Source organism: Maribacter sp. R86514 (genome assembly GCF_044597005.1).
In the GTDB taxonomy this organism is placed as follows: domain Bacteria; phylum Bacteroidota; class Bacteroidia; order Flavobacteriales; family Flavobacteriaceae; genus Maribacter.
This window is the reverse complement of record NZ_CP138999.1, coordinates 2,861,280-2,880,074: the sequence shown is the minus strand read 5'-3', so window position 1 is coordinate 2,880,074 and position 18,795 is coordinate 2,861,280. Positions and strand designations below refer to the sequence as shown.

Here is an 18,795-nt window from a genome sequence, read left to right as displayed (position 1 = left end):
ATACTAAATTCTTTTGGAAAAAGAATGTTTGTTTTAATATCTATATCACTTGACTAAAACCGAAGAGTGGGGTGGGTTTTATTCTAAGAGGTTGAAAATATTATTTGGTTTTGTTAGCTGCTAATTTTAAGGTACTTACGGTAGATGCTGTTGAAGAACCAACCTTTGCTGTTGTAGGTAGTGTTATGCGTTTTGCATAAAGTGTCTCTAAAATTTCAGCTTGTTCTCCTTCTCTCACCTTAATTTCTAGGTTTATAGGCTCATAGCCCACGAATTGGACCAAGATATTATGTGTGCCGGCAGCTATATCGTTAAATTCAAAATTGCCTCTAAAATTTGTTTGGGTAGAAAGAGTGGCGTTGTCCAAACTTATAGAAGCCATCAATAATGGTTCATTGTAAAACTCGCCATCTAAAATTTTACCTTTAATAGAACTATTTTCTTGTGCATAAGACAAAGAGCAACATACTAAAACGAATAAAATGTAAATTTTTTTCATAGGTAAATTAACTTTTGCAAATAAAACAACCCAAGGTTAAGTTAAGGTTAAGTTAGAATTACCAATATATGTTTTAAAGGTTAAGTTTCTAATTCCTAATGTTTTATTGTAATTGGCACTTGCTGCATCAAAATAAGCAAATGGCGTATCTTGCGAACTTTAAAATAATGTACATGAATTGGGAGCAATTACTTTCTTTAAGAAGGCAAGGAGATAAGAATAAAAGGTTACGAAATGAGCAAGATGAAACTCGCTTAGGATTCGATGTTGATTATGACCGCGTAATATTTTCTTCTGCATTTAGAAGTCTTCAAGATAAGACCCAAGTTATACCGCTTTCAAAAACCGATTTTGTACATACAAGATTAACACATAGCCTTGAAGTTTCTGTGGTTGGTAGAAGTTTAGGTAGGCTGGCAGGGAAAAAAATAATTGAAAAACACCCATATTTAAAAGAGGTTCACGGATATCAATTCAATGATTTTGGCGGTATTGTGGCTGCCGCAGCTTTAGCGCATGATATAGGAAATCCGCCTTTTGGTCATAGTGGTGAAAAAGCTATTGGAGAATATTTTAAAACCGGAAACGGATTAAAATTCAAAGCATTACTTTCTGATGTGGAATACCAAGATATTATCGATTTTGAGGGTAATGCCAACGGATTTCGATTATTGACCCAAGATAGGGCAGGAGTTTCTGGCGGTCTACGTTTAAGCTATGCTACTCTGGGCGCTTTTATGAAATACCCAAAGGAGTCATTGCCTAAAAAACCAACGAATCATATCTGCGATAAAAAATTTGGATTTTTTCAAAGTGAAAAGCACATTTTTGAAAGTGTTGCCGAAGATTTAGGTCTGCAAAGCCGAAGCACTGATGGTACCATTTCTTACAGTAGACACCCTTTGACTTTTTTGGTGGAAGCTGCTGATGATATCTGTTATACCATTATCGATTTTGAAGATGGTATTAATTTAGGTCTAATTTCTGAAGATTATGCCCTAGAATACTTAATAAAACTGGTTAAGGACACTATAAATACCAAGAAGTATAATTCTTTGGAATATATGGAAGATAGGCTAAGCTACTTACGTGCCTTGGCCATAAACACACTCATTCAAGATGCTGTTTCTATATTTATCGAGAACGAGGAAAGTATTTTAAATGGTTCTTTTGAAGTCTCTTTACTGGATAAAAGTAAATTTAAAGCCCAAATTGAAGATATTATAAGTTTAAGTGTTCAAAAAATATATCAATCTCAAGAAGTGGTAGAAAAAGAGATAGCTGGTTATACCATTATTTCCGATATTCTAGATGTATATATCGACGCTCTGATCGGTAAGAAAAATAATAAAGCTTCTAATTACCATAAACTTATTTTAAGAACGCTGCCCGGGTTTTATCAAGATACGAATGTATCATTGTATCAAATTGTTTTGAATACCTGTTGTTATGTTGCAAGTCTATCTGATAGTGCTGCAGTACATATGCACAACAAGATTAAAGGAAAAACTCTTTAGAAGGCGTATAAAACACCCACGCCTAGTACTTGTTTGAACTGAATTTTTGGTACACCAGGATTTACAATAGTGCCATTATCGTTTTTGACAACGTCAAACAGAATATCGTCATCATAAATTATTTGTGTACCTAAACTGGTGCTAATGAATTTATTGACCTTCATGTTAAAGGTAAGTTCCCAATCTACATCAACGTTTCCAAAACTTTTAATATAATCCGAATATAAGTTCAGTCTACTTTTCATTTCAATATTATCTGCAATAGAATAATTAAAGTTGTTGGTAATTAAGATACCAAGTTCCAATAAATGATTTTCACCTGGTGTAATGACATTACCATCTGCATCTAAAACAGCTTTTTGAACACCAAAAGCCCCATTGTCTGCCAAATCTTGATCTAATACAAAGGTTGATTTTTGAGTTAATGGCGAAAGGTAAAGATTAAATTTCTCGTCTTTCGTAATATATGATGTACCCGCACCAAACAGTAGATAGCCGGGCGCCATAAACCTTGATATAGGTGTATCTCTATCAGGGTATTTATAACCGTTAGAGAATTGTGTGTTGAAGTTTAATTGGACCGAATAAAACCACCGACTATCATTGTCTTTTTTGAAACCCAGGTTGGAACTTAAACGAATTACATCTTCGGTTTTTCTAAGTTTTCGTCCTTCTTGAGCATTTAAACCATAACGTAGTTCTAAATTGTTGTCCCATTGAAAGTTGTTGAATTTATACTTTCTCGCAAATTTTAAAAATCCAAGACCACTGATCGCATTGTCACCACCAGCATTCCAGTTTACAAAGGCTACTTCACTTATGTTGATACCAAAGCTATTTTCCGTTTCCCAGAAAGAAGGTACCCTAAAACGTTTAAAACCTTTTTGTAAGGTCTTGGTTTTTTTAAAATCTATATTGGGTATTTGAAGGTTTACGTCTTTTTTAGGAGTATAGATTTTATCGACCGTTCTTCTTATAACAATAGTGTCTATGGCTATACTGTCTACGATAACACTATCTACAAGAATTGGAGCCGGTATGGTGTCTTGACCAAATGAAAACGTGGTTACCAACAGGAATAACGGAATTAAGATTTTAAGCGATTTTGAAGCCATTATATTTTATAGAAACTGTTGTACATATTGTTTTACGGACATCTGATCTATTCCTGCTATTTTATACAGATTTTCGGTCGCACCGTGGGTAATGAAATAATCAGGAATGCCAAATATCTTAATTATTTTGTGGATTCCAATATTATTTGCAAATTCTAATACAGCGCTACCAAATCCACCAACAGCTGAACCATCTTCTAGCGTAACAATATAATCGTATTTCTGTAAGATTTCTTTTAACAAAATAGTGTCCAGTGGTTTAATGAATGGAAAATCATAATGTGCAATTGCTGTATGTTGATTCAATTCTGACAGCAAATTTGATGCCATATTTCCTATTGGGCCTGTACTTAAAATGGCAATTTTGGTTCCTTCTTTTAAAACTTTTGCTTTTCCAATTGTAAGTTTTTCCATTGGTGCTTGCCAATCTATTAAATTACCTCTACCACGAGGATACCTGATGGCAATAGGATGGTCTAAACCTAATTGTGCGGTATACATTATATTGCGTAGCTCAATTTCATTTAGTGGTGAAAATATAATTAGATTTGGTATGCATCTTAAATAAGAAATATCAAAAACACCGTGATGCGTTGGTCCGTCTTCACCCACCAATCCTGCACGATCCAAGCAGAAAATCACTGGTAAATTTTGTATAGCTACATCATGTATAACCTGATCATAGGCACGTTGTAAAAATGTAGAGTAGATATTACAGAATACGACCAAACCGTCAGTAGCCATACCTGCAGCCAACGTTACTGCGTGCTGTTCTGCAATACCAACGTCAAAAGCCCTGTTGGGTATAGCTTCCATCATAAATTTTAGAGAGCTACCTGTGGGCATAGCGGGAGTTATACCTACTATTTTTTCATTCTTTTGGGCAAGTTCAACTAATGTCTTACCAAATACATCTTGAAACTTGGGTGGTTGGGTAACGTTTGTTTTCTTTTGTAGTTCACCCGTTTGCTTATTAAACTTACCGGGCGCATGATAGGTAACCTGATTCTCCTCTGCCTTTTTTAACCCTTTTCCTTTCGTGGTGATTACGTGTAGCAATTTAGGACCTTCAATATGCTTTAAACGTTCTAGTTCTTTTGCCAGACCATGCAAGTCATGACCGTCTATAGGACCCGTATAATTAAAATTAAGGCACTCAAAAATATTCTCTTCTTTTGCAGTGCCAGTTTTTACGTTGGTCAAGTATTTTTTTAATGCACCAACACTTGGGTCTATCCCCATGGCATTGTCATTGAGAACCACTAGAATATTCGCTTTGGTAACTCCGGCATGGTTTAATCCTTCAAAAGCCATACCGCTTGCTATAGAAGCATCTCCAATAACGGCAATATGTTGTCTCTGTAATTTACCTTGTAATTGGGCTGCTAAAGCCATGCCTAACAGAGCGGAAATAGAAGTGGAGCTATGCCCTGTGCCAAAGGCATCATATCCGCTTTCTTCCATTTTTGGAAAGCCACTTATGCCGCCTAATTGTCTATTGGTATTAAAAATATTTTTTCTACCGGTCAGTATTTTATGACCGTAGGCTTGGTGTCCAACATCCCAAATCAGCTTGTCTGTAGGCGTATTAAAAACATAGTGTAATGCTATTGTCAATTCGACAACACCTAAACTAGCACCTAAATGACCTTCTTTAACCGAAACAATGTCGATTATAAATTCACGTAACTCAACAGCCAATTGTTCTAAATCTTTTTCTTTTAAAGATTTAAGGTCGTTGGGTGAATTGATATGTTCTAGTATCGATTTCAAACTGTGGGTATAATGAAGACAAAAATACTTTTTTAAAAATGAAACTGTCGTATTTTTGAACCTATGGTTTTACCTTACGATGATACTTATTTTATGAAAAAGGCGCTACAAGAGGCAGAGTACGCCCTTGAAGCTGGCGAAGTACCTGTAGGTGCTGTAATTGTTGTGCAAGATAGAATCATTGCTAGGGCACATAATCTTACTGAAAAATTAAACGATGTTACGGCTCATGCAGAAATGCAGGCAATTACTTCGGCCGCAAATTTTTTAAGTGGAAAATATTTAAAGGAATGTACGCTTTATGTAACCTTAGAGCCATGCCAAATGTGTGCTGGTGCTTTGTATTGGAGCCAGATCGGTAAAATCGTTTATGGTGCTACAGATGAACAACGTGGGTGCGGAGTTATGGGAACTACATTACATCCTAAAACTAAAATATCTGGTGGTGTTTTAGAAGATGAAGCTGCAAGTTTATTGCTTCAGTTTTTTGCTAAGAAAAGAAAATAGGATTTAGTATAAACGAAAAACCACGCAATAGCGCGGTTATCTAGTTTTTCATGAAAGGAATTTATAGTACTTGTACTTGCCCTGCAACTGTACCTTTTCTTCCTTCTTCCTCTTCGTAGCTCACTTTATCACCTTCTCTAATTTCCGTGCCGTGTAAAGCGGTAGCATGAACAAAAATATCTTTTCCAGTTTCTTCATTGGTTATAAATCCATAACCTTTAGATTCATTGTAAAATTTGACGGTACCAATCATTGTATTGAAATTTTAATATTAACATTCTAATTTAATATTTTTTCCTGTTGATTGGTAGGAAATTGAGGGTTTATTTTATCGGAGTATCTTGATTATCAGTGTTTCTAGGCTTTTTTCCTTGCATTTTCCTCACATTTTCATCTGTTAGCATATAATCGTTGAATTTTTTACCCTTGCTTTCTTTTATCAAGAAAAGTGGCATTGCCAATAAAAACAGTCCTAAAGTGCCTGAACCAATGAATCTATGCGATAATGCTTCTTGACCAGCATCTAGGCTAAATCCATAAATGATTAGTCCTATGGAGATTAAAACTATAATGGTGATAATGTATTTCATGTTGTTTCTTTTTCTAAAAGATTTGAGAAATTTACTTTTTATTTTGTGAAACGTATCAATTCTCTTCTGTAAGCGGTCAATAATTTTGATTTAGATACAAAACCCATGTATTTTCCCTTTTTAACAACGGGTAAATTCCACGCGCCACTATCTTGAAATTTTTGCATTACGATCTGCATACTATCCAACCCGTAATAAATATGATCTGGGGCTTTATGAGTAAAGGTTTCTACTTTTGTCGTGTTATACAGTTTAGTATCGAACATAAATTCTCTAATATCATCTAAAAGAATAATGCCCAAAAAACGTTGATTTTCATCAACTACGGGAAAAATGTTCCTGGTAGATTTTGCAACGGAATCATGTAACATTTCACCCAAAGTCATCTCTGGATGCACAATTTTAAAATTAGTTTCAATTACAGATTCTAAGTCCATTAGAGTAAGAACAGCCTGGTCTTTATCATGGGTCAATAAATCGCCACTTTCAGCTAACTCTCTGGTGTAAATAGTATAATCTACCGTGTTTTTAGTGATAAGGTATGATATAGATGCCGTAATCATCAAAGGGACAAATAGAGCATAACCACCAGTGATTTCCGCAATTAAGAAAATAGCGGTTAATGGGGCATGTTGTACTCCGGCAATAAGACCGGCCATACCAATTAACGTAAAATTACTCTCGGATACTGAAAACCCTAGTCCAGAATTATTGATAATCTTGGCAACTACATTACCTAAGGCACTACCCATTACCATGGTTGGGATAAAAATACCACCGGCACCACCCGCAGCAAGTGTAGTGGTCATGGCAACAGCCTTAAAAATGGTAATACCTATTAATAGAGCAATTACAATCCAGATGTTGTTTGTGTAGGTATCAAAAGGAGTTTTGCCTAAAGCAGTAATGTGATCACCTATTAGCAAGTAGTTTATAAAGGAAAACCCTTCACCATATAAAGGCGGGATCATATATAGCATAATGCCTATAGCTAAACCACCAACTAAAAGGCGGTATTTAGGACTTTTAAATGGTTTAAAGAGGTTTACTATTCTAAAGTACATTTTTGTAAAATAGATAGATGCTACCGCAGTACCAACCCCTAATAGAATATAGAACAAGGTGTCTTTAATTTCAAAAGGTTCTGTATTGGAAAAGTTTAATAAAACCTCATTTCCCATAAAAAAGTAGGAAGTAAGCACACCGCTTATAGATGCTAGTAATAAGGGTAACATGGATATCATGGTAAGATCCATACTAAATACTTCTACGGCGAAAATTATGGCCGCAATGGGCGATTGAAATATGGAGGATATAGCACCTGCCGATGCGCAAGCAATTAACAGGGAACGAGTTTTTGAATTGATATGAAACAGGCGTCCTAGGTTTGAACTTATAGCTGCGCCCGTTGCAACAGCAGGTCCTAACAACCCTACAGATCCACCAAAACCTACGGTTAACGGAGCAATAATAAGTTGGGTGTATACTTGCTTTACATCTATATGTCCTTTGTTTTTAGATAAAGAAAACAGAATAGAAGATACGGCATGATTAAGTTTCTCTTTATGAATGTATTTTACATAAAGATATACCAAAGTAAGACCGATAATAGGGAGGATGAAATACAGTTGATTGCTAGAGAAAATAATTCCTTTTTCAAGGGATGCTTCAATGAAGTAGGTTATGTTTTTAAGGGTAACCGATGCCAAGCCAGCTAAAAGCCCCACAACAACACTTAAAATATATATAAAGGTCTTTTGAGAGATGTTCTTGTATCTCCACTTATAAATACGCTTTAAAAGGTTGTTCGCTTGAATGGGCATGGTTTGGCCATAACATTAGTAAGGGTCAAAGGTATTTAATTACTGGCTATGATTTTTGATTTAAGCTCTTCTAAATCTTCGAGGTAAATTTGGCGTAGGGTTTCTACATAACCTCTGTTATTATAATAGCCGTTGTTGAAATCTACAATGGCATCTTCAATCATGTTTAAAGCTGTCTTTTTATCTCCTTCATTTAATAATAGCTGTGCTTTGTAATATTTAGCATCTGCAGAGCTGGTAAAGTACTGAATAACTTTGTCAAAATTCTCGTTCGCTTTCTTTGTATTGCCAGATTCAAAATAGGCTATCCCTCTGTAAAGAAAAGCTTCTAGCTCTACCCAATCTTCACCCGAATCTTCGGTTTCTTTGGTAATATGTTTGTCCCAATAAGCAATGGAGTTATCATAGTCTTTTACGCCTAAATATGCAATGCCACGCCAAAAATCGACACTATGTCCTTGTGGATAATCTAAATACGGAGTTAGCGTATCTGATGCGTTAAAATCTGCAATGGCTTTTTCGTAATCTCTGTAGAACCACAAGTAGAGATAACCTCGCCATGGAATTCGTTGTTCAGGATTTAATGTTACTGCTTTATTATATTGAGGCAACCATTTATGTGGTAAACCACGTTTTAGGTCGGCTACCGATAGTTCATAAACCCCAGGTTCATATGTTGGGTCTATAGCTACAGCTTCAGCTATACCATTTTGAAAAGCAACTGAGCCTTGCATATAAAATGCAGCATCTTCAAACCTTTCTTCGGCTAGGGTTCTTGGGTCTTTTACGTTGTCACTCTTTCCACAGGAAATAAATAACAAGAATGTAAAGCCACTAAGGAATAATTTCGACCACTTTTCCATTTTCTATTCGATAAGATATATACATGTAATAATTGCCAGGATCTTCCCTAAATTCTAGAGTCTTCCAATTTTCTGGCATTGCGGTAAAAGTTAAAAGGGAATCTACCATTTCTGAATTCAATTCTTTTTCCTCTAAGTCTAAATTCATTTGAACGATTTCAAACCAGCCGGGGTTTCCATCACAATTCACTAAAAAGCGAAAGTTTATGTAACCAGATTCGGTAAACGAATCACCAGAATAGTTTTTTGCTAGGTTTATTCTAAATTGCCTTTTGGTATTTTTGTAAGCGTCTAAGCCAGCACCATTGTAAGTGCGGTAAATTTTACCATTATTGCATAAGTTATATGTATCATTCAATAGCGCCTTTTCTGGGTCTATATAACCTATGTAGTTTTTATATGGTTGGTCAGTAGTGTCGAAATCCTTTTTAAACTTAAGGTAAAAGTACCCGGCCGCACCACCTATGATTAGAACTATGCCCAATAAACTATACAATACAACTTTTACCCATTTTTTCACAAAGTGAATTTAACAAAAAATACCTTACGTAGTGTGGTAGTTGATTTGTAAGGTATCTAATTGAAGAAAAGAGCAAAAAAAAATCCCGCACTAGGCGGGATTTTTTGTTATCACTTTGTCAAGATGGTTTATTCTTGAATATCCAACTTCAAGTTCAATTCTTTCAATTGCTCATTATCAATTGGGGCAGGGGCATCGATCATGACATCTCTACCGCTATTGTTTTTAGGGAAGGCAATGAAATCTCTAATCGTTTCTTGTCCTCCTAAAATAGATACAAGTCTATCCAAACCGAATGCTAGTCCGCCATGTGGTGGTGCACCGTATTGGAATGCATCCATTAAGAAACCGAATTGTGCTTTTGCTTCTTCAGGTGTGAAACCTAAATGCTTAAACATGGTTGCTTGCATATCCTTATCATGTATACGAATAGAACCACCGCCTATTTCGTTTCCGTTCAATACCAAATCATATGCATTTGCACGAACAGCACCTGGGTCAGTATCCAGTAATTCTAACTGACCTGGTTTTGGTGATGTAAATGGGTGGTGCATGGCATGGTAATGACCAGTTTCTTCATCAAGCTCCAACAATGGGAAATCTACTACCCATAATGGCGCAAATTCGTTTGGTTTTCTTAATCCTAGTCTAGTAGCCATTTCCATACGTAAGGCACTTAACTGTGTTCTTGTTTTATTGGCATCACCGGAAAGTACGCATATAAGATCACCTGGTTTGGCGCCTGTTGCTTCTGCCCATTTTGTTAAATCGTCTTGGTCGTAGAATTTATCAACAGTAGATTTAAAGCTTCCGTCTTCATTGCATTTTACGTAAACCATTCCGTTAGCACCAATTTGTGGGCGCTTAACCCAGTTTACCAAGGCATCTAACTCTTTTCTAGTATAAGAAGCAGCACCTGGTACGGCAATACCAACTACTAGTTCAGATGAATTGAAAACTCCAAATTCTTTATGTTGTGCAATAGCGTTTAATTCAGCGAACTCCATACCAAAACGAATATCTGGCTTATCGTTACCGTATTTAGCCATAGCATCATCATACGTCATTCTCGGGAAAGAATCGATCTCAACACCATTCACTTCTTTTAAAAGGTACTTGGTCAAGTTCTCGAAAACGTTAAGTATATCTTCTTGCTCAACAAAGGCCATTTCACAATCTATCTGCGTAAACTCTGGCTGTCTATCGGCACGTAAATCTTCATCTCTAAAACACTTTACAATCTGAAAGTACTTATCCATACCACCTACCATTAGCAACTGCTTAAAGGTTTGTGGCGATTGTGGTAGGGCGTAAAACTGTCCTTCGTTCATACGGCTTGGTACCACGAAATCTCTAGCGCCTTCTGGTGTAGATTTTATTAAATACGGAGTCTCTACTTCTATAAAGCCTTCGCCAGATAAAAATTTACGAACTTCCATGGTAACCTTACTTCTAAAAATAAGGTTGTTTTTTACAGGATTTCTACGGATGTCTAAATACCTGTATTTCATACGTAGGTCTTCACCACCATCAGTTTCGTTCTCTATAGTGAACGGCGGAGTCTTAGATTCGTTTAAAATGGTTAATTCAGATACCAAAACTTCAATATTACCCGTTGGGATGTTTGCGTTTTTGGAAGCTCTTTCAATAACCTCACCTTTAATTTGAATAACAAACTCTCTTCCTAGATTTCTAGCTTGCTCTAAAAGTTCTGCATTAGTACGGTCTTCATCAAGAACTAGTTGTGTAATACCATAACGATCACGTATATCTACCCAAACAACAAAACCTTTGTCTCTTGTTTTGGAAACCCACCCAGATAGGGTAACTGTTTCGCCAATATGTGATTCTCTTAATTCCCCGCAGGAATGGCTTCTATACATAACATGTGCTTTAATGAAAGGGCAAATTTAAGAAGTCTATTTCATTATAGGTCTATATGAAAGGCACGTTTTATTGGATGACCGGTTTATGTTATAATCGACACTATTTAACTTTAAACACCTAATAAACAGGTTAATATGTCTCTAATGTAAAGTTAATGTTATGTAAATGTTACCAAAACATTGATTAATTGCAAAATAATTGTATCTTTATCTCGTTAGAGTATTATAAAATAATAATCCCAAAAAAAATATATCATGAAAAAAATCTTAATTATAGCCGTAATGGCATTGTCTTTAGGAGCATATGCTCAAGTTGATCCTACTTTTGAAAAAGAAGGAGATAAAGTAAAAGCCACTTACTTTCACGCAAATGGAGAAAAGTCTCAAGAAGGATACTTTTTAAATGAGAAGTTAGAAGGTGAATGGAAAATGTTCAATGAAAAAGGAGATAAAATTGCTATGGGTAACTATGAGAACGGTGTTAGAACCGGTAAGTGGTTATTCTGGGAAGGTAATGTACAAAGCGAAGTAAATTTTGATAACAACAGAATTGCAAGTGTATCTAAAGCAAGCACAAAAGATCCTGTTGTTAGTAATAAATAAACTAACTAGCTCAAATAAAAAGCCCGTATCAATTATGATACGGGCTTTTTTATGCAATTAACTTAAAGTGGATTATGCTACACTTTCAAGTTGTTCGTTTTGGTCATTGCTCTTATTTCCAAAACTGCTGATCTTGACTTTTATACGATATACTATATTGAATAGTACAGGCACAATGATTAGAGTTAAGAAGGTAGCAACCAATAAACCGAAGATTACGGTCCATGCCAATGGTCCCCAAAAAATTACATTGTCACCACCAATATAGATATGTGGGTTAAATTCTGAGAACAAGGCAAAGAAATCAATGTTAAGACCAATAGCCAACGGAATCAATCCTAATACTGTTGTTATGGCTGTCAATATTACCGGTCGTAATCTTGCCTTACCACCTACGATCATAGAATCTGTTGCATCATCCATGGTTAACAAATCGCTGTCTTCTATACCCAGACGTACCTTTTTACGATCTATTAGAATTTGGGTATAATCTAGAAGTACCACACCGTTATTAACTACAATACCGGCTAATGATATAATACCCATCATGGTCATCATAATTACGAAAGACCATCCGGTAATCATCAATCCTCCAAATACACCTATAAAGCTTAGGAAAATGGCAATCATAATAATCAATGGTTTAGATATACCACCAAATTGGAAAATTAGAATAAGCATGATCAATCCTAATCCTGAGAAAAAAGCACCTACTAAGAAGGCTTGTTGTTTCGCTTGCTCTTCTAATTGACCTGTATAATCAATTTTAACGGTAGCGGGCGTTCCGTCAAAACTTCTCATTTCATTTTGGATTTCGGCAACAATAGCTCCGGCATCCGTGAAACCAGGTTTTAATCCTGAATATATAGTTACAACTCTTTTACCATCACGGTGTTTAATAGCACTATAACCAGAGGTGTTCTTTTCGGTTGCTACAGCAGAAATAGGAATTTCCTTTATTTGTCCGTTAGAAGGGTCTCTAAAAATAATGTTCTGATTGAATAACGCGCTCTTGTTGTACCTCAAATCTTCATTAAATCTGATGTTGATATCATAATCTTCACCATCCTCTTTGTAAACACCTGCTTTTTCACCAAAAATAGAGCGTCTTAATTGGTTACCAACTTGACCAACGGCAACACCTAATTCTCCCGCTTTTTGGCGATCTACAATCACTTGCATGGCTGGTTTGCCCTTGTTTACATCTATTTTCAATTCTTCAATACCAGCGATATTTTTAGTATTGATGAAGTTTTTAATGTCTTCGGCAGTATTGATCAGTTCGTCATAATCGTTACCCTCAAGTTCAATGTTAATTGGGAAACCTGCTGGCGGTCCATTAGCATCTTTCTCTACCGATATGGCAACACCAGGATAAATACCCTGTAATGCAGCTTGCACACGACCACGAATATCCTCGGTATTTAGACCATTACGATATTTATACTCGCTAAAGTTTACGGTTACCTTACCCTTATGTGGCATTTCGGCAGATGAACCACCATCGGTAAGCGGATTACCGGCACCTTCACCTACTACAGATACAGCAGATGCCATCATAAAGTTTTCGCCCTTTTCATTCTTGTACATATCATCATCCATGATTGCGTACACCTGATTCTCGACCTCTTTGGTAATCTCATTGGTCTTCTCAATAGATGTTCCCTCAGGGTATTCTACATACACATAGATTTCATTTGGTTTGTTATCTGGGAAGAATTCAATTTTAGTTCTACCACTACCAACAGACATACCAAATAACATGAATACACCGATTAGCATTAAGAATGTAATACCAAAATACCAGTATACGTTGCTACCTCTTAAGGCGTGCTTTAAACGACGTTCATACCAATTTTCAAAACGTGCCATTGTATTCTTCTGGAATTTAATAGCAGATCTCTTAATGATATATTTGTATGCCCAAAACATGATTGCAGTAAGGATCAATACGGAGCCTAAGCCGCGCATTGCACCACCAAAAATTAAAATTAATGCTCCTAGACCAACTAAAATAGCACTCATTCTAATTAATTGCTTTAAGGTCAGTTCTTTTTCATCGGTGCTCATGAATTTGGAAACCAACATAGAATTCATGAATATGGCCACAAATAATGAGGATCCCAATACAACGGATAGTGTAATAGGGAAGTAGATCATAAACTGCCCAAATATACCGGGCCAAAGACCTAAAGGAACAAACGCTGCCACAGTTGTAGCTGTCGATATAATAATTGGGTAGGCAATTTCACCAATACCTTTTTTAGCGGCCTCTATTCTAGACATGCCTTCGTCCATTAATCGGTATACATTTTCAACAACTACAATACCATTGTCGACCAACATACCAAGCCCCATAATCATTCCGAAGAGAATCATAGTGTTCAGTGTGTAACCTAGCCATGATAGAATTACAAACGACATGAACATGGACATCGGTATTGCAAAACCAACGAATAATGCATTTCTAAAACCTAAGAAAAACATTAAAACGGTTACTACGAGTATAATACCAAAGATGATATTGTTTACCAAATCATCAACTTGGTTCAATGTACGCGTAGAAGAGTCATTGGCAATAGAGATATTCAAATCTGGCGGAAAGTAATCGGCTTTTTCTTTCTTTACCAATGCTTTTATTTTATCGGCAGCAGAAATGGAGTTTCTACCCGCTCTCTTCTTAACATCGAGCATTACTACGTTTTCACCAAATTCACGAGCATAGGTCGTTTTGTCTTTTGCCTGAAAGTTAATCGTCGCAATATCTTTTAAGTATACGGCACCGTTCTCAGATTTGACCACAAAGTTGTTTAGTTCTTTAGGATCCTCTACCTCACCTAAAATACGAATGGTACGTCTTTGTCCAACAGTTTTCAAATTACCGGCAGACATGGTCATGTTACCATTGCTTATAGCGCTGATAACATCTTGAAAGCTAATTTTTGCCGCCATCATTTTGTAGATGTCAACACCAACTTCCACCTCTAAATCTTGTGCGCCACGAATGTCTGCTTGTTTAATTTCTTGTAGATCTTCTACTTCATCTTGTAGGTATTCTGCAAATTCCTTTAATTTCTCTACAGGATAATCACCTGTAAAGTTGATATTCATAATGGGCACTTCTTCAGAGAAGTTAAGGTCAAATACATTTGGTTCTACTTTGGCACCATTAAAAGTTGGCCAGTCTTCACTCGCTTTTTCACTGTCTACCTCATCTTTTACCTTTTGCTTAGCTTGCTCAACGGTAATGTCCTCGTCAAATTCTATGGTTAAAATCGCATAATCTTCTTGTGATGTTGAGGTAATTTCTACAACATTACTAATGTTCTTTAACCTATCTTCTAAAGGATCCGTAATCAGTTTTTCAATATCTTCAGCGGTATTGCCAGGGTATGGTGTACTAATGTAGATCTTGGTTTCTATGATTTCTGGAAAATCTTCTCTAGGCATGGCCATATAGGCACTAAATCCCAACCAAAGAAAAATGGCTATCATGACATAAATAACCGAAGGGTTATCAATGGCCCAAGACGATATACCGAATTCCTTATCGGCGTTCTTTTGTACTTTGCTCATCGATATTTATTTTTTGATTTTTACTTTTTGACCATCCTTAACGCTTCTGGCTCCTTCTTTTATTATTTCATTACCATCTGCTAAACCAAATAACACTTCAATATTTGCACCTTGGGTTTTACCAGTTGTGATAACACTTCTTTTTACTAGAGCTTCTCCATCAGCATTAGGCTCTTCCGCTACGTATACATACTGCTCGCCGTCTGCATTTTCCGAAATTATACTAGTTGGTATTAATATAGCTTCTTCACTGGTGTAGTCATTTATAGCAACCTTTGCAGTTAAATTAGGTTTTATTCTACCATCTTTGTTAGGTACGGGAATTTCAGCTTCAAAAGAACGGTTTGAAGGATTGATGAAATTACCTGTCTCTCTAATTTTGGTAACAATGCTATCGCCTAATACAGGAAAATATACCAATGCTTCTTTTCCTTTGGTTACATTGCCAATATAAGATTCCGGTACCTCTACTTCAATATACATGTCTGATAGGTTTACAATACGAAAAACCTCAGAACCTGGACCTGGAGCAACCACTGTACCTTGATCTTTTATTACATTATCAATGATACCGGAGAACGGAGCTCTAATAGTAGATTTTCCTAATTGACTCTGTGCCTGAGATACCATATTTTCAGCAGCTTCATAATTGGTTTTAGCCTGTAAGAATTGGATTTCTGAACCGATATTCTGATTCCATAAACGCTCTTGACGTTCAAAAGTAGTTTTAGCCAGTGCGGCCTGAGATTTCAGTTGGCTTAATTGGCTTGACATGCCACCATCATCAATAGTAGCCAGTACCTGACCTCTAGAAACTTTAGCACCTTCTTTAACATAGACCCTTTGTAGTGTACCTGCCATTTCTGGATATATCAATACATTTTGTTTGGTAGAAACATCGCCCTGTAATTCTAAAAAGTGATTAAATACTTCTTTTTTAGCGGTTAAGGTATTTACCAAAGGTAATTTTTCCTCATTACCTAAAATACCGATAGCGGAATCCAATGATTTAAGTTGGGCATCGATAACTTTTTGCTGAGCTGTAATTTCATTTTTCTTTGCTCTTATAGCTTCCAAATCTTGTTGGGCTATAATATCCGCTACCGACTGTTCGCCGTCACCACATGAGTAAATGCCTATGGTTGCAGTTAATAAAATTAGTATTTTCTTCATGATTGTATTTTTAATGATTGATTATTTAGTCTTTTGTATTTATGATGATTTCCAACTCGGTTTTTTTATTTATAACCTCAACCATAGATTGCAAGAATTCTTGTTGGGTGGTGTATAATTGGGTTTGAGCCTGTCTTAACTCAAAACTGGTGGCTAAACCTTCTTTATATTTTATTTGGTTTTTATTTTCAATACGTTCAGATAGCATTAGGTTTTGTTTGGCAGTTTCATAATTATCAATTGCTAATGTGTAGTTATTCTTTGCATTTTCTAATTGTAATCTAATCTGTTGTTCTGCCTCTGTTAACTGCGTTTTTGCTTTTTCTAAAGCAATTTTAGCACGTTGTGTACTGGCACTTCTTTTTAGAGAACTAAAAATTGGAATATTGAGGTCTAAACCTAAAATGGAAGAATCAAACCACTCTTGATCTCCACTAAAAAAATCAAAGCTTTCTGAGTAGGCAGAACTACCGTAGTTGACGTATGCATTTAGCGTTGGTAACGCACGACTTCTCGCCAATTTCCATTCAAAAAAGCGTTGTTCGTTTAAATTCTCCGCTAGTTTGTAATCTACGTTGTCTTCAATATTAAAATCGGTAGTTAGAATACCTAAATCCATTTTTGACATCGTTAAATCTTCTAGTTTTTCTTGCAGTTGAGTTGGTGCGTTAAGATCTAGCCCCATACTTACATTTAGCATTTGTAAAGTAATTTCCTTAAGTCTAAGGGTGTTTTGCAACTGATTTTCTATAGACGATAAGGTAATCTGTAACTGATCAACACTTTCTTCATCTCCTAATCCGTTTTCAAACAATTTTGAGGTTTCAAAAAGTGTCTTTTCAAGCGTTTCTTTATTCTTCTCCAATATTTTTACGCTCTCTTCAGCTAGAAGTACATTGCCGTATGCTTCAACTACCTGCTTTCTGACATCTAAATCGGTTTTCTCTTTGTTGTTGTCGCTATAACTTAAAAAAGCTTTTGTTGCTTGTACACCTACAATGTACGAACCATCAAAAATTTGTTGTGTTAAGGTAGCAGTAGCTGTCATGGATTGTGGTAAGGAAAAGATTATAGGTATAAAAACATCTGGACCTTGAACAATCTCGGCAGGTATAAAAGCTTCGGGAATTAAGATTGATGGGAATAATGATTCTGCTTGTTTTATTTGATTAGAGTACCCTACAGATCCATTTATTTGTGGCAACCCACCTGCTATAGTTTCCCATTTTTGCTTTTGGGCGTCTATAATATCTCTATTGGCGTTTATCGCGGAATAGTTATTTTCCAAAGCAAAATCTATGGCCTCGTCTAAAGTGAAGGAATAGTTTTGCTCTTGTGAAAACCCTAAGCTTATACTTAGTATTGTGATTAAGATTACTAGTTGATTTCGCATTTATTCTTGATTTGAATTGATGATGTTGTTTAAAATTGCTTTTCCTTTTGGGGTGACTATTCCTCTAAGGTGATATTCTAAAAATGAATCCATTAAATGTGCTATTGGAAAACGATTTATAGGAAATACATTCTGATCTTTTATACTGCTCATACCGGTAAAATATATTCTGGCAACGAATTCGGGATCAATATTATCTCTAAATAAACCTTGTTCAAGACCTTGTTGCACATTCAACAATACACAACCGTGCATTTTATTGAACTGCTGGTCTTTAAGGTTTTTGTGTATTTTTGGATAGTACTTCATCAATTGATATTGAGGAGAACTTTTTTCATTATTTAAATGAGACATTACATATTTTTTAATCTCATATAGTTCTTCGATCGCATTTTTGTTCATCGCTATAATAACATCTATGCCATCACTTAAATGGCAAAACTTATTCATAACACAATCTTCAACTAAAGCGGTCTTGTTACTGTATTCACTATAAATTGTTTTTTTAGACATGCCTATTTCATTAGCAATGTCATCCATGGTAATGCTTTTAAAACCATGCTCTAAGAATAGCTTTGATGCCGTATCCCGTATTTTTTCCTTCATAACGGTGGCAAATATAGTGCAGGAAACTTTAGAAACTTGTAAAGTTTCCAAAGTTTTACAATTTATTAATCTTAGACGTAGTTATTTAACAATATGTTACTAATTGATTTCTAGTATTTTATGTGTCTGTTGGGTAGAAATAGAGAAATTAGGATTTAGAAATTATGTCACTTTTAGCTTAAAAATTCGTTTTATGCCATGAAAAAATATAGAAGGGAGAGGAAGAAATTTAGATTAACCTCACTTGTAATTATCCTAAATTACTACTGGGCTCTTTGTATGATCGTTAGTGGATAAAGATATATTAATGTGTCTATTTTAATGGGTCGATTGACCTGTGCTAGTTTATTG

At 35.7% G+C, this 18,795-nt stretch carries 16 protein-coding genes; 3 read left to right on the top strand and 13 right to left on the bottom strand.

Annotated features, from left to right (window positions below; genetic code table 11):
- Positions 1-100: 100 nt before the first annotated feature.
- Positions 101-499 carry a carboxypeptidase-like regulatory domain-containing protein gene (locus SJY30_RS12535; RefSeq protein ID WP_396632516.1) on the bottom strand — a complete coding sequence of 133 codons (399 nt, stop codon included), beginning with the start codon at positions 497-499 and terminating at the stop codon, positions 101-103.
- A gap of 173 nt (positions 500-672) precedes the next feature.
- Here SJY30_RS12535 and SJY30_RS12530 point away from each other — a divergent pair, with 173 nt between their 5' ends.
- Positions 673-2,016, top strand: a complete 1,344-nt coding sequence (locus SJY30_RS12530) for a deoxyguanosinetriphosphate triphosphohydrolase (protein WP_396632515.1) — start codon at positions 673-675, stop codon at positions 2,014-2,016.
- Here the strand turns inward: SJY30_RS12530 and SJY30_RS12525 are convergent.
- Positions 2,013-3,131: a DUF3078 domain-containing protein gene (locus SJY30_RS12525; RefSeq protein WP_396632514.1), complete on the bottom strand. Its 1,119-nt coding sequence runs from the start codon at positions 3,129-3,131 to the stop codon at positions 2,013-2,015. The genes SJY30_RS12530 and SJY30_RS12525 overlap by 4 nt on opposite strands.
- A gap of 6 nt (positions 3,132-3,137) precedes the next feature.
- Positions 3,138-4,904 (bottom strand): 1-deoxy-D-xylulose-5-phosphate synthase, encoded by a 1,767-nt coding sequence (gene dxs / locus SJY30_RS12520; RefSeq protein ID WP_396632513.1) that lies wholly within the window; start codon positions 4,902-4,904, stop codon positions 3,138-3,140.
- Between the two features lie 63 nt (positions 4,905-4,967).
- Between dxs and SJY30_RS12515 the strand changes: the two genes are divergently transcribed.
- A complete protein-coding gene (locus tag SJY30_RS12515) occupies positions 4,968-5,411 on the top strand; it encodes a nucleoside deaminase (RefSeq protein WP_396632512.1) in 444 nt (147 codons plus the stop codon).
- Positions 5,412-5,472: 61 nt separating this feature from the next.
- Here the strand turns inward: SJY30_RS12515 and SJY30_RS12510 are convergent, their stop codons facing one another.
- From SJY30_RS12510 to aspS, 6 genes are all read right to left on the bottom strand, one after another.
- A complete protein-coding gene (locus tag SJY30_RS12510) occupies positions 5,473-5,664 on the bottom strand; it encodes a cold-shock protein (RefSeq protein ID WP_027065298.1) in 192 nt (63 codons plus the stop codon).
- A gap of 70 nt (positions 5,665-5,734) precedes the next feature.
- Entirely contained in the window at positions 5,735-6,001 is a 267-nt protein-coding gene (locus SJY30_RS12505) for a hypothetical protein (protein ID WP_396632511.1), read from the bottom strand.
- A 38-nt stretch (positions 6,002-6,039) separates the two neighbouring features.
- Entirely contained in the window at positions 6,040-7,824 is a 1,785-nt protein-coding gene (locus SJY30_RS12500; protein ID WP_396632510.1) for a chloride channel protein, read from the bottom strand.
- Between the two features lie 35 nt (positions 7,825-7,859).
- Positions 7,860-8,687: a tetratricopeptide repeat protein gene (locus SJY30_RS12495; protein WP_396632509.1), complete on the bottom strand. Its 828-nt coding sequence runs from the start codon at positions 8,685-8,687 to the stop codon at positions 7,860-7,862.
- Positions 8,659-9,207 carry a hypothetical protein gene (locus SJY30_RS12490; protein ID WP_396632508.1) on the bottom strand — a complete coding sequence of 183 codons (549 nt, stop codon included), beginning with the start codon at positions 9,205-9,207 and terminating at the stop codon, positions 8,659-8,661. The genes SJY30_RS12495 and SJY30_RS12490 overlap by 29 nt, the downstream gene beginning before the upstream one ends.
- Before the next feature lie 128 nt (positions 9,208-9,335).
- A complete protein-coding gene (aspS, locus tag SJY30_RS12485; protein ID WP_396632507.1) occupies positions 9,336-11,090 on the bottom strand; it encodes an aspartate--tRNA ligase in 1,755 nt (584 codons plus the stop codon).
- Between the two features lie 258 nt (positions 11,091-11,348).
- Here aspS and SJY30_RS12480 point away from each other — a divergent pair, with 258 nt between their 5' ends.
- Positions 11,349-11,696, top strand: coding sequence for a toxin-antitoxin system YwqK family antitoxin (locus tag SJY30_RS12480; RefSeq protein WP_396632506.1), 348 nt, complete (start codon positions 11,349-11,351; stop codon positions 11,694-11,696).
- 72 nt (positions 11,697-11,768) lie between these two features.
- On the opposite strand, the gene SJY30_RS12475 is transcribed toward SJY30_RS12480, so the two are convergent.
- Genes SJY30_RS12475 through SJY30_RS12460 form a run of 4 tightly spaced genes read right to left on the bottom strand, consistent with a single transcriptional unit; the run spans position 11,769 to position 18,495 of the window.
- On the bottom strand, positions 11,769-15,272 hold the full coding sequence (locus SJY30_RS12475; protein WP_396632505.1) for an efflux RND transporter permease subunit: 3,504 nt from the start codon (positions 15,270-15,272) through the stop codon (positions 11,769-11,771).
- Positions 15,273-15,278: 6 nt separating this feature from the next.
- Positions 15,279-16,445 carry an efflux RND transporter periplasmic adaptor subunit gene (locus SJY30_RS12470; protein ID WP_396632504.1) on the bottom strand — a complete coding sequence of 389 codons (1,167 nt, stop codon included), beginning with the start codon at positions 16,443-16,445 and terminating at the stop codon, positions 15,279-15,281.
- A gap of 25 nt (positions 16,446-16,470) precedes the next feature.
- Positions 16,471-17,838, bottom strand: coding sequence for a TolC family protein (locus SJY30_RS12465; protein WP_396632503.1), 1,368 nt, complete (start codon positions 17,836-17,838; stop codon positions 16,471-16,473).
- Positions 17,839-18,495 (bottom strand): TetR/AcrR family transcriptional regulator, encoded by a 657-nt coding sequence (locus SJY30_RS12460; RefSeq protein ID WP_396632502.1) that lies wholly within the window; start codon positions 18,493-18,495, stop codon positions 17,839-17,841.
- Positions 18,496-18,795: the final 300 nt, after the last annotated feature.

What these genes read in the sequence shown, in the direction of transcription:
- SJY30_RS12475 (WP_396632505.1), bottom strand. Translation starts at nt 15,272, where the DNA reads ATGAGCAAAGTACAAAAGAACGCCGATAAGGAATTCGGTATATCGTCT.
- SJY30_RS12495 (WP_396632509.1), bottom strand. Translation starts at nt 8,687, where the DNA reads ATGGAAAAGTGGTCGAAATTATTCCTTAGTGGCTTTACATTCTTGTTA.
- SJY30_RS12510 (WP_027065298.1), bottom strand. Translation starts at nt 5,664, where the DNA reads ATGATTGGTACCGTCAAATTTTACAATGAATCTAAAGGTTATGGATTT.
- SJY30_RS12500 (WP_396632510.1), bottom strand. Translation starts at nt 7,824, where the DNA reads ATGCCCATTCAAGCGAACAACCTTTTAAAGCGTATTTATAAGTGGAGA.
- aspS (WP_396632507.1), bottom strand. Translation starts at nt 11,090, where the DNA reads ATGTATAGAAGCCATTCCTGCGGGGAATTAAGAGAATCACATATTGGC.
- SJY30_RS12505 (WP_396632511.1), bottom strand. Translation starts at nt 6,001, where the DNA reads ATGAAATACATTATCACCATTATAGTTTTAATCTCCATAGGACTAATC.
- SJY30_RS12515 (WP_396632512.1), top strand. Translation starts at nt 4,968, where the DNA reads ATGGTTTTACCTTACGATGATACTTATTTTATGAAAAAGGCGCTACAA.
- SJY30_RS12525 (WP_396632514.1), bottom strand. Translation starts at nt 3,131, where the DNA reads ATGGCTTCAAAATCGCTTAAAATCTTAATTCCGTTATTCCTGTTGGTA.
- SJY30_RS12470 (WP_396632504.1), bottom strand. Translation starts at nt 16,445, where the DNA reads ATGAAGAAAATACTAATTTTATTAACTGCAACCATAGGCATTTACTCA.
- SJY30_RS12480 (WP_396632506.1), top strand. Translation starts at nt 11,349, where the DNA reads ATGAAAAAAATCTTAATTATAGCCGTAATGGCATTGTCTTTAGGAGCA.
- SJY30_RS12465 (WP_396632503.1), bottom strand. Translation starts at nt 17,838, where the DNA reads ATGCGAAATCAACTAGTAATCTTAATCACAATACTAAGTATAAGCTTA.
- SJY30_RS12530 (WP_396632515.1), top strand. Translation starts at nt 673, where the DNA reads ATGAATTGGGAGCAATTACTTTCTTTAAGAAGGCAAGGAGATAAGAAT.
- SJY30_RS12535 (WP_396632516.1), bottom strand. Translation starts at nt 499, where the DNA reads ATGAAAAAAATTTACATTTTATTCGTTTTAGTATGTTGCTCTTTGTCT.